This is a genomic window from Methanococcoides vulcani (genome assembly GCF_900111645.1).
Classification (GTDB): domain Archaea; phylum Halobacteriota; class Methanosarcinia; order Methanosarcinales; family Methanosarcinaceae; genus Methanococcoides; species Methanococcoides vulcani.
On the sequence record NZ_FOHQ01000008.1, the window covers coordinates 90,006 to 100,656 of the forward strand.

The 10,651-nt window shown below is 43.2% G+C and carries 10 protein-coding genes and 2 tRNA genes; 4 read left to right on the forward strand and 8 right to left on the reverse strand.

Features of this window, described 5'->3' with window-relative positions; genetic code table 11:
* Positions 1-25: 25 nt before the first annotated feature.
* Entirely contained in the window at positions 26-1,648 is a 1,623-nt protein-coding gene (gene pheT / locus BMX02_RS11030; protein WP_091690774.1) for a phenylalanine--tRNA ligase subunit beta, read from the forward strand.
* A gap of 76 nt (positions 1,649-1,724) precedes the next feature.
* On the opposite strand, the gene BMX02_RS11035 is transcribed toward pheT, so the two are convergent.
* From BMX02_RS11035 to BMX02_RS11065, 7 genes are all read right to left on the reverse strand, one after another.
* On the reverse strand, positions 1,725-2,582 hold the full coding sequence (locus tag BMX02_RS11035; RefSeq protein ID WP_091690776.1) for a hypothetical protein: 858 nt from the start codon (positions 2,580-2,582) through the stop codon (positions 1,725-1,727).
* 86 nt (positions 2,583-2,668) lie between these two features.
* Positions 2,669-2,763 (reverse strand) — tRNA-Arg (locus BMX02_RS11040).
* 91 nt (positions 2,764-2,854) lie between these two features.
* On the reverse strand, positions 2,855-3,631 hold the full coding sequence (locus BMX02_RS11045; RefSeq protein WP_091690778.1) for a sulfite exporter TauE/SafE family protein: 777 nt from the start codon (positions 3,629-3,631) through the stop codon (positions 2,855-2,857).
* A gap of 23 nt (positions 3,632-3,654) precedes the next feature.
* Positions 3,655-4,344, reverse strand: coding sequence for a potassium channel family protein (locus BMX02_RS11050; protein ID WP_091690780.1), 690 nt, complete (start codon positions 4,342-4,344; stop codon positions 3,655-3,657).
* Between the two features lie 10 nt (positions 4,345-4,354).
* Positions 4,355-5,359 (reverse strand): potassium channel family protein, encoded by a 1,005-nt coding sequence (locus BMX02_RS11055; protein WP_091690781.1) that lies wholly within the window; start codon positions 5,357-5,359, stop codon positions 4,355-4,357.
* Positions 5,360-5,457: 98 nt separating this feature from the next.
* Positions 5,458-7,203 carry a site-2 protease family protein gene (locus BMX02_RS11060; RefSeq protein ID WP_091690783.1) on the reverse strand — a complete coding sequence of 582 codons (1,746 nt, stop codon included), beginning with the start codon at positions 7,201-7,203 and terminating at the stop codon, positions 5,458-5,460.
* A 111-nt stretch (positions 7,204-7,314) separates the two neighbouring features.
* Positions 7,315-7,773 (reverse strand): ester cyclase, encoded by a 459-nt coding sequence (locus tag BMX02_RS11065; protein ID WP_244624923.1) that lies wholly within the window; start codon positions 7,771-7,773, stop codon positions 7,315-7,317.
* Positions 7,774-7,930: 157 nt separating this feature from the next.
* Between BMX02_RS11065 and BMX02_RS11070 the strand changes: the two genes are divergently transcribed.
* The 3 genes from BMX02_RS11070 (at position 7,931) to BMX02_RS11080 (ending at position 9,444) form a co-directional block, all read left to right on the forward strand.
* A tRNA-Leu gene (locus tag BMX02_RS11070) sits at positions 7,931-8,016 on the forward strand.
* Positions 8,017-8,032: 16 nt separating this feature from the next.
* A complete protein-coding gene (locus tag BMX02_RS11075) occupies positions 8,033-8,872 on the forward strand; it encodes a fumarate hydratase (RefSeq protein ID WP_091690785.1) in 840 nt (279 codons plus the stop codon).
* On the forward strand, positions 8,872-9,444 hold the full coding sequence (locus BMX02_RS11080; RefSeq protein WP_091690787.1) for a FumA C-terminus/TtdB family hydratase beta subunit: 573 nt from the start codon (positions 8,872-8,874) through the stop codon (positions 9,442-9,444). Before BMX02_RS11075 ends, BMX02_RS11080 begins: the two co-directional genes overlap by 1 nt.
* Before the next feature lie 71 nt (positions 9,445-9,515).
* On the opposite strand, the gene BMX02_RS11085 is transcribed toward BMX02_RS11080, so the two are convergent.
* A partial coding sequence (locus BMX02_RS11085; protein WP_342707221.1) for a type II secretion system F family protein occupies positions 9,516-10,651 on the reverse strand: 1,136 nt, incomplete at its 5' end.

Here is a 10,651-nt window from a genome sequence, read left to right on the forward strand (position 1 = left end):
TAGTATGACCACGGAGATATCCCACATGCCAATAATTACCTTACAATATGAGGATCTGGAATCACTCACACGTTCAGACAAGGATACGATCATTGACCGTGTACCAATGATAGGTGCAGACATCGAACGTATCGAAAAAGAGTCCATAGACATTGAGTTCTTCCCTGACCGCCCTGACCTTTACAGTGTGGAAGGAGTAGCAAGGGCCATGCGCGGATTTATGAACATCGAAACCGGGCTTTGTCATTATGATGTGACACCATCGGACATTACGATAGAACTTGATGACCAGATCGGGAACGTACGCCCGGTACTAGGCTGCGCAGTTGTAAGGGGAATAAACTTCACATCCAGCTCTATCAAATCCCTGATGGACCTTCAGGAATCCCTCCACTGGGGGCTTGGAAGGAACAGGAAGAAAGTTTCCATCGGTGTCCATGACATGGCAAATATCACCCCGCCATTCAAATATCAGGCAGTTGACCCGGATTACAAATTCGTACCTCTTGACTTCACAGAACCAATGACAATGGATGAGATCCTTGAGGAACATCCAAAAGGCGTACGCTTTGCCGACATCCTTGAAGGAATGAAAAAATACCCTTTGATAACTGATTCAAAGGAAAATGTCCTTTCATTCCCGCCAATTATCAATGGAACACTTACAAGAGTGGAAGAAAGCACGACAGCCCTGTTCATTGATGTGACCGGACTTGGTGATGCGGTCTACACTGCGCTTAACATCGTGGTGACCTCACTTGCAGAGAGAGGCGGCAAGGTCGAATCAGTGAAGATCATCTATCCTGATGGAACTGAAAAGGTCACCCCTGATATGACAGCCCGCGACCTCAAACTTCCAAGATCAGAGATAGATTCACTAATAGGCGTGGAACTTACCAACGAGGAGATCATAAATGAACTGGAAAGAATGGGATTCGGTGCAAGCCTTTCTGATGACGGAGAGAACTTCGACATAATGGTCCCGTCCTACAGAGCAGACATATTGCACAATTTTGATGTGATCGAGGATATTGCAATCGGATATGGCTTTGACAAGATCCAGAGCAAATTCCCAAAGAGTGCCACCATTGGAAGCGCACATCCCATATCCCTGACAAGGGGAGCAATGCGAGAGATAATGGTAAGCCTTGGATATTCAGAGGTCATGCCTTTTACGCTCACCAGCCAGAAAGTGCATTTTGAATGGATGTGCCGTGAAGAAACAGATGATGTTACATTTGTGCTTCACCCTATAAGCGAAGACCAGACAATGGTCCGCACCACCATATTACCAAACCTTATGGAGATATTCTCCCTGAACCAGCACCATGAGCTTCCACAGCGCATCTTTGAAGTCGGAGAAGTTGTTGTGAATGCAAAGAACAGGCTCCATCTTTCAGCTGCCTCGATCCATGCACAGGCAAACTTCACTGAGATCAGGGAAGTCCTGGACGCCGTGATGAGGGAGAGGGATATTCCATATGAGGTCGCTGAATCAACCGATCCTGCATTTATCGAAGGCAGGCGTGCTGACATCATTATCGATGGTAAGAAGGTCGGAGTAATGGGAGAACTCTATCCAGGAGTTATCGTCAACTTTAGCCTTGGCCAGCCGATTGTTGGTTTTGAGATCGATATGACAGAATAAATTGAAAAAACTAAAGAATTCAGATAAAATAAAATGTTCATTCAATTTTCCCGGGAATGTCCGGGAAAATTCTTTTTTAAATAATTTTGTTTACCTTTTCAAGCATAAGAGTGGACACTAGTCCAAATACATAGCCCGTATAATGTCCCAGAATGTTCACAATACATACCCCATCTATGGTATTTTCAGGGATCAACAATGGAAGACCTACTAAGAAATAGACAAGAAAAACATAGATAATAAAGACATAGAATATGATAGGCATCGGTGATCTTTTGATCATACCTGCTCCGCAAACTGAGTGAAGCTTCAGAGAAACACAATCAAAGAAAGGTCTATTAATGTAGGCAGTTACCAGTAGAAGCATAGAAACTGCCAGATACATGAAAATAGAAGCCTTCAAATTAAAAAGCACCAGGAACAGGTTCAAAAATATTAAAAAATAAACGAACTCGTGCCCTATTTTAGGACAATAATACTTTTTGCAATATCTATAAAAAGCAAACATCAGGTAAGCTACCAGTGCACTTACAATTCCTGAATATCCCTGAACAGGAAATGGAAGGCCTATAAAATATACCATTGAAAATGAAACAACAAATGGAAGGACGAAAGAAAATAACAAGAATGATATAATGAAAAAATTCCTATCAGTTTCAAAATTAATGATCAGAAACATGATAACCACATAAAAGATCAGGTTCTCCATCAAATGAGAATATGAGGAATGGATATAGTTGGACAAAAAAAGTGTTTCGATCTTTGGCTCTAATGGAAAGAGAATGAAGTGATCGAACTTCATATAATCCGGAAGGAAAAAAAACATCATCAAAAGTGATGGTATAAAAAGAAATAAAAGAAAAATGTCCAGGTCCTTCCAGTTTACATTCAAAAAATGGAATTTACTGATCTCTTCTTTTAGTCCAACACTCATAAATGATAATGATCTTCAAAACATTATAAGTTTTTGATAAGAACCTACATTTTGAGTAGAGATAAAAAAATAAAGTTGATAAAATACGGGCCCGCCGCGATTCGAACGCGGGTCAATGGGTCTCTTCGCGGAATAATCCACTTCGAAGCCCATGAGGATGTCCTGGCTACCCTACGAGCCCTTGCAGCTTAGAATTGCGTTGTATCATTGTGATGTTTTGTATTAAACCTTTCTATCATGAAAATGGGATCATTGAGCATAATTTTGTGATCTTATTTCCCTATAAGAGACCACTGTACCATCACGGATATTAACAGTAGCACCAAACCCAGCGTTTTGCTGAAATACTGTTCAAAGAAGATGCGAAGCTTATCGTGTCTCAGATACATCAGACGTGAGCCGATCTGTCCGCCCACTAATGCTGTTAATGCCATAGCAACAAGCAGTTGATGATCTATTTGTAAACTACCGATATGGGAGAGAAACCCGGAAAGGGATGAGAAGAGAACAACTAATGCGGATGTTGCAGGTGCACTCTTTATTCCAAATCCCAGAAGCAGCAAGACAGGAACCAGGAATGTACCGCCACCAATGCCCAGCATTCCTGCAACTGTTCCGATGAACAAGCCCAAAATGATACCGATAATGAAGCGTGCTTTCCGGCTGACCTTCACTTCACTTTCCGTATTTCCGATCCTCTTTGAAAATATAACAATGATACCTGCCAATGCAACTACCAGACTGAATGTGCTTAATGTTGTAGTATCAGGAACAGATTGTGAGATAAAAGCCCCAAATGGTGCAGCTATTGCAGAGGATACTATAAATGGTGCAGCTGTATGAAAATCCACCATCCTTTTTTTAATATAGGTCAGAGATGCTGAAAAAGTGGTCACCACATTTAACAACAATGCAATGGCGATCGCTGTCAAAAGGTCCATTCCAAGCCAGTACAGCAAAGGAACATATATGATCGCACCACCCATTCCCAGGAACGAGAAAAGGATGGAAAGACAGAAAACAATTGCAATATAAAAAAATGGCTCCATAAATACATATCCACCGAAAGAGATCAATCCTGTTTAATGAAAATATTCCTGAACTTCTCGACATGCTCCCTGTTTCCCACCACGGCGATCGTATCGCCTACCTTCAGCACGAAGGAAGAAGGAAGAGAGACAGTCACTGAGCCTTTTCTTTCAACACCTATGATCTTGCAGTCGAATTTATTGACAAAGTCAAGTTCCCCTATGTTATTGCTGACCATACTGGAACCTTCCTTGAGCTGGAACTTTTCGATCTCTATACCTTCATAGAGTACGATCTCCTCATAAAGCTGATAGCATTCCGGACGGGTGCATTTGGATGTGATCTTGGCAAGCAGCTGACCTGATACGATGGAAAGTGAAGCTACGTAATCTGCCCCGGCCTTGTATAGCTTGTCAATGGAATTCACCGAATTTGCACGTGAGAAAATAATGCAATCCGGCTTGAGACCACGTGCCATAAGAGTTGCAAAGATGACTTCAGTATCAGTATTCAACGTAATGATCACAGTAGATGCTTTTTCAATACCCGCCTGCATGAGAACAGCTTCATCGGTCCCGTCGCCAGAAACATGGTCGAAATCTACATTTGAGAATGCAGCCTCATTTTTATCGACCACGGTGAAATGAACATCGTTCTCAATAAATACTTCAACTATACGTTTGCCAACGTCACCATAGCCAAGTACGATCAAATGTTCATTTTTTATCATCATATTGCCCCTTTTAATCGGTCAACTTACCTAATCTCTGAAGCTGTTCCCTGCTACCTACTGCAAGAATGACAGTATTGTCCTTTATCACATCACCGGGATGAATGTTAAAAGTAAGCTGCCCCCCTTTCCTCAAGCCTATGATCGTAGCTCCTGTCCTTTCATGAATTTGCGCCTGTGACAGAGTTGTTCCGATCAATGCACTTTTAGAGTATACAGGAAACTCGACGATGCTACATCCATCAAAGAACTCAGTGGTCCCAAAGAGCACGCCAAGGAAGGGATCAACAGCCTTCTTTGCAAAGAACCTGCCCAGTACCAGTTTGGGCGATATGACACGGTCAGCACCAGCATATTTCAGGTATTTTATCTTGGAAGCATCTTCTGCCACAGCAATTATCCTGACATCACTAACTTTTCGCGCGGTAAGAACAATGTTAGCATTTTCATTATCGGACTGGTTAGCAATGAGAAAGCGGGCAGAATTAATGTTAGCATTCTCAAGTGTGATCTCATCGCTTGGATCACCATACATGCAGGGAATGTTCTTCCTGAATAACATACGAAGAGCATCCTCATCTTCTGATACAATAACAAAACTTGTATTTTGCTCCTTGAACTCTTCCACCAGGGTCTCCACAAGTGCATTATAGCCACAGACAATGATGTGATCTGAATACTTTTTCGGGACCTTGACAGCAAGAGGAAGTTTCATCGTTTTCTCGAACCAGGGAGTGATGACCAGTGTGATCAAGATTCCAAAGAAGAGTGGAATGCCTGAAATCATGACTATAATGGAAAAGATCTTCCCGATCATCGACTGGAAGACAATGTCACCATAACCAACTGTAGTTACAGAAGCCATAACCCAGTAGATAGCATTTGCCAGATTGGCGTATTCATGCTGTCCCTCATATCCCATCAGATTCATGAAAATTACTATGTAAAGCAGGACGACGCCAATAGAAATTGCAATATAAGCTGCAATGGACGAACTCAAGAATTTTGGATATCTCATCTCGCGACCTCTTCAATTCTTACGTTATGCTTTATTCATAGTGCTTTCATAGTGCTTTCATAATGTATTCATGGATATCTTTCAAACTTTTGTAGCCATCAGAATCCATGTACAATATATGGTCCGAATATCATGAACAGGAAGGATATAAGGATCACAAATGTGAAAGTTGCTGCTATGGCTGCTGATATCTCTGTTGCCCTTCTCTCGTCCGATACAAGCCTGCCAACAAAGGACCTGAGATAGTCCTTGAATACATGACCCCCATCAAGTGGTACTGCCGGGAGACAGTTGAACAGGCCAACATAGAAGTTAAGCCAGCCAACCCAGAGCAAAGTATTGGCGATCCAGAACACACCGATACCCAGAGGTTCCCCCCATCCTACAGGGTGATAGAACTGGGCAAGTGTGCCACTAAATCCGGGGAAACCTTCGCCTGCAAAGCCTACGATCGGAAGTCCCAGAAGAATGATCCAGCCGACAAAACCGGTCATCAGTGAAGGTATTGAGCGCAGGGCTTCAAGATAGGCTTTCGCAGGGAACTCACCCACGGTGATCCCAAGAGGAGTTATCTGGAGTCCATTGGAACCATAATAGATACCAAGGAAACCTTTTTCAGAAATACCATCAGGATGTGAAGCCAGTTCTACTTCAAAGAAAGCAGAGGATGCATTCTTTTCAGGACTATCTGCCATCACAGCTTCCACGAGGATCGTCTGACCCACTTTTGTCGAGTTCATGAAGAGCACAAAATCGTCGGATGAATTTATTGGAGTGCCATCAATGTTGATGATCATCATGCCCTTTTCAACCCCCGCTGCTTCAGCAGGTGAATCCGGGACGATGTCATTTACATAGATACCCCTGACATCTTCAGTATCATCTTCTCCTACCTGAACATCATAGACCGAGACCACCCGGTCTTTGGCAGCATGCACCTCCACCACAGTACCGGGTTCAACGCTACTCATGTAAAGTAAAATGTCATTCGCTTTTTCAACAGGTGTATCATCGATCTGCGTGATCACCATATTATCCTGAAGTCCTGCAATATCTGCTGGAGAATCAGGTGTAACATTAACTATCATGGCATCACCAAGAGGTGATATCGCCCCAAGCACAGGACCGAACAACAGTATAAATGCAATTGCTGCAACCACGAAATTTGACATGACACCTGCTGCCAGTATCCGTGCCCTTTGTTCCCTTGTGGCCACTTTGCTAGTATCTGGTTCTTTTTCTATGCCCAGGATCTTCCTTTCGATTGGACCATCAGTGGAACTTGCTTCCAGATCTTTACCATCTTCCTTCTTTATCCCGAAAAGCTCCTCCTCATCCGGTTCGGCAAAACCTCCGATAGGAACTACAGCAAGCAGGATACCCATGGACTTGACCCTGATACCTTCTACTTTACACAGGATCGCATGTGAGAACTCATGTACTACAAGTGTTACCAGCAGAGCAATAATACCCCAGGAAAGAGGTATGAACTCATTTACACCAGGTATTAGGAAAATGTTCCTTGCCTCATTGAACTTACCAGGCTCAGGGAGCGTATTATCCCCAATGGACGACAGCATGGCAACATCTGATACAACTATAATGAGGAACATAGCGAACATGCCAATGAACATCAGGACTATGCCGATATTCGCGAATAATTTCCACATACTTTTGGGTCTTGCAAGGAAGTCCAACAGTTTTTGGCCCCTGAGGGTCCTGATCATAAGTATAGGACCATAGGTAGAGATGTTATATCGCTCAAGTATGCCCTTTTTGTCAAGGATCGATACTATGACCCAGTACAAAAGGAACAGGGCAATTAAAATTCTGGTTTCTATCAAATGAATTCTCCGGGATTATATGTCTGGAATAAGACCATGCATTTTCAACTAATCTGGTACCTGTTTGTATAAAAGATATGCCATTAATACCTGAGTATTATTCGGACCCTGTCAAAGCATATCAGATGAAAAAGCACCGAACTGCTGGGCAAAGTTCAATTGATCTACCTCTTCCCAGTCCTCAGCGATCAGGCCATTCTCTATACGTGTGATCGTGATCCCGGTAAAGGTCACCGGCTTGTGTGTGGGAGGAACACCCTGGAAATCAGCCAGATGCGTACCACTGGCAGTCCACCGAGTCACAACTTTATCACCTTCAGCAATAACATCATTAACAACAAAATGAAGGTCAGGAAGCGCCTTGTGGATGGATTCCATAAAATCCATGAGAGATTCAAGATCCAGAGTATCACCGCCAAAATGCATCTGATAATCAGGGTTGCACTTATCCGTCAATTGTTTTGGATGCCAACCACGATCTGAAATGCCCAGAACCATTTCTTTGTTCTTTTCTTCGATCCTGCGCGGATCAAAGGATGCACCATTTTCAGGTATATCTGTCGTCATCATTAGATTACAATTACTTACTCTTTAATAAATATATTTCAAAGAAAAGCATATTTATCGCAAATATAGCATTTCCGTTCAAACTAAAAAGGCACATACGAGTGAACGATAGATAAGTTTATAACAAATACTGCTATTTCTGGTAACGTATTTCTCAAATGCGGGAGTAACCAAGTGGCCAACGGTGGTAGACTCAAGATCTACTCGTGTAGACGTTCGGGGGTTCGAATCCCTTCTCCCGCACCATTTAAGGTGATCTTTTTTGACTGGCAAGATAACTTATGATGCTGTAGTTAAAGCCACTGTTAACACAATAAAGGAAGCTGAGACGCTTCTTCCTGATGATGTGATAAAGGCTCTTGAAACAGCAAAAGAAAATGAATCAAGCGATGTTGCAAGATCGCAGATAGAAGCGATCCTTAAGAACATTGAGATTGCAGGGAACAACAGCATTCCCCTCTGCCAGGATACAGGCATACTTATATTTTATGTAGAGATAGGCAGGGACCTGCATATTGATTTTGACCTTAAGGGAGCGATACTTGAAGCTACCAGGATAGCAACCCAACAGGTTCCATTGCGACCAAATGCTGTTGATCCGCTTAGCCGAAGCAACAGCAATGACAATACAGGCGAAGGACTTCCTGATATCAAATATGACTTTGTAGAAGGAAAACAGCTGAAAATAACAGTAGCTCCAAAAGGTGCAGGTTCCGAGAACATGAGCGTTCTGAAAATGATGAATCCCACCGAGCTTAAGAGCATTGATGACTTCATTGTTGAAACCGTACTCAATGCCGGAGGCCGACCATGTCCGCCTGTTATTGTAGGTGTGGGAATCGGAGGGTCTTTCGACAAAGCTGCAAGGCTTGCGAAATCCTCACTTTTACGAACTGTAAATGACATGAACGATGAAGAGAAGACCATCCTTGCCAGGATCAATTCACTGGGAATCGGACCAATGGGTCTTGGCGGCGATACCACTGCTCTTGCAGTACATCTTAACACATCTCACTGCCACACAGCATCCCTGCCTGTAGCTATTAATATCCAGTGCTGGGCAAACCGGCATGCTTCAGTTATACTTGGAGGTAAGGAATAATGGAATACCATCTAAATACACCTCTTAAGAAGGAAGACGTCAAACAACTCGATGCCGGTGACATTGTCTATCTCACAGGGACTGTCCTGACAGCCCGTGATGAAGCACATGCAAGAATACTTGAAATGTATGAGGAAGGCCTTGAGCTACCTTTTGAACTGGAAGGTGCAGCTATTTACCACTGTGGACCCCTGATGCAGCAGATAGAAGGAAAATGGAGTGTCGTTGCAGCCGGACCTACTACAAGCGACAGGATGTCAAAGATGACACCGAACCTTCTGAAGCATTTCAACGTTCGTGCCCTTGTCGGAAAAGGTGGTATGAACAACGTGGCTGAAAGCCTGAAAGGGAAATGTGTCTACCTCGCATACACCGGTGGATGTGCAGCACTTGCAGCAGGTTCTATAAAGAATGTCCCCCAGGTTCACTGGCTGGACCTTGGAATGCCTGAAGCCGTATGGGAACTTGAAGTCGTTGAGTTCGGCCCTCTCATTGTCGGTATCGACACAAAGGGAAATGACCTGTTCACATCTATAAAAGAAAAAGCAAGAGAGTCCTTTTCAAAGAAGTGAACTCTCCTTATTTATTATTTAATTATATGCTTACTTTTTTGTTTATTTGTTTAGCTACAAGCATCTTTTCATCACAGGATCAGGAAGCATACCCAGGCAATAAAGGTCAGTATGAATGAGTGCTTCAGACCTCCGGAAAGCCGGTTCTCTCCCAATTGTCCTGCAACCAGACCACTCATGAATCCTTGTAGCAGACATGCATGGAAAAGGGTACGTATGAAAGCATCGGGATCAAAACCTCCAATAAAGGAACCTCCTGCAGAAGCACCTGCCACAGCTTGACTTGCTTCATACATCGTAGGAACAAAGCGAGTTGTCAGCATCAATATCACAAAGATGAACACGAAGAAGGCTATGTAGCTTATCACTACGTAAACAGCCATGTTACCACGACGTTCCCTCTCAAGTGTCTTTATCTCGCTTGCATCCCTCGCAGCAGCTTCAAGTACAAAGGACACACGTCCACCAGCACGGCTTGCCTGAGTGATCAGGGCCACTGCACGTGATATGAGAGAAGTGTTCATTCTTTTTGCGAAGTATTCCATGGTTTCTTCAAAGGAAATACCCCAGGAGACAGATGCATCCATTTTCTTGATCTCATCCGTCATTTCACCATATTCACCCTTTGCAACAGTGCCTAATGCTGCAGGGAGAGTAAGACCTGCCCTGCTCATTTCTGCAATATCACGCAGGAAATTCGGCAGGTACTCTTCGACCTTGTTGACAAATTTATGCTTCCTGTAATAGGTTATTGCTGGCGGGATGATAAATATCCACACCGAAAATAAGATAACATGATCGATAGTTGGCGTTCCCCAGGTGAACGAGAATCCTGTTATCATGAACAAAAGAGCAGCAGGTCCGCTGAATAACATCGAATAATAAGGATATCTATAAAATGCATCTTTCGGATCCTTAAGGAATTCCTTTAAACGAATGTTCTTTCTTGAATCTCCAAGCCTTAAATTAATGACATATTGTTCGATCTTACGGAGCTCCTTCTCATCCATTTCCGGGATCTCAGCCTCATGAATTACAGTGGTTTCACCGTTTGGACCCACCTCAGTGGTCTCAGCCATATGTCCGGCTCCTTCGACCTCACCAATTTCAGTAATCTCACCAGTTTCAGCAATCTCACCAGTTTCAGCAATCTCACCAGTTTCAGCAATCTCACCAGTTTCAGCAATCTCACCAGTTTCAGCAATCT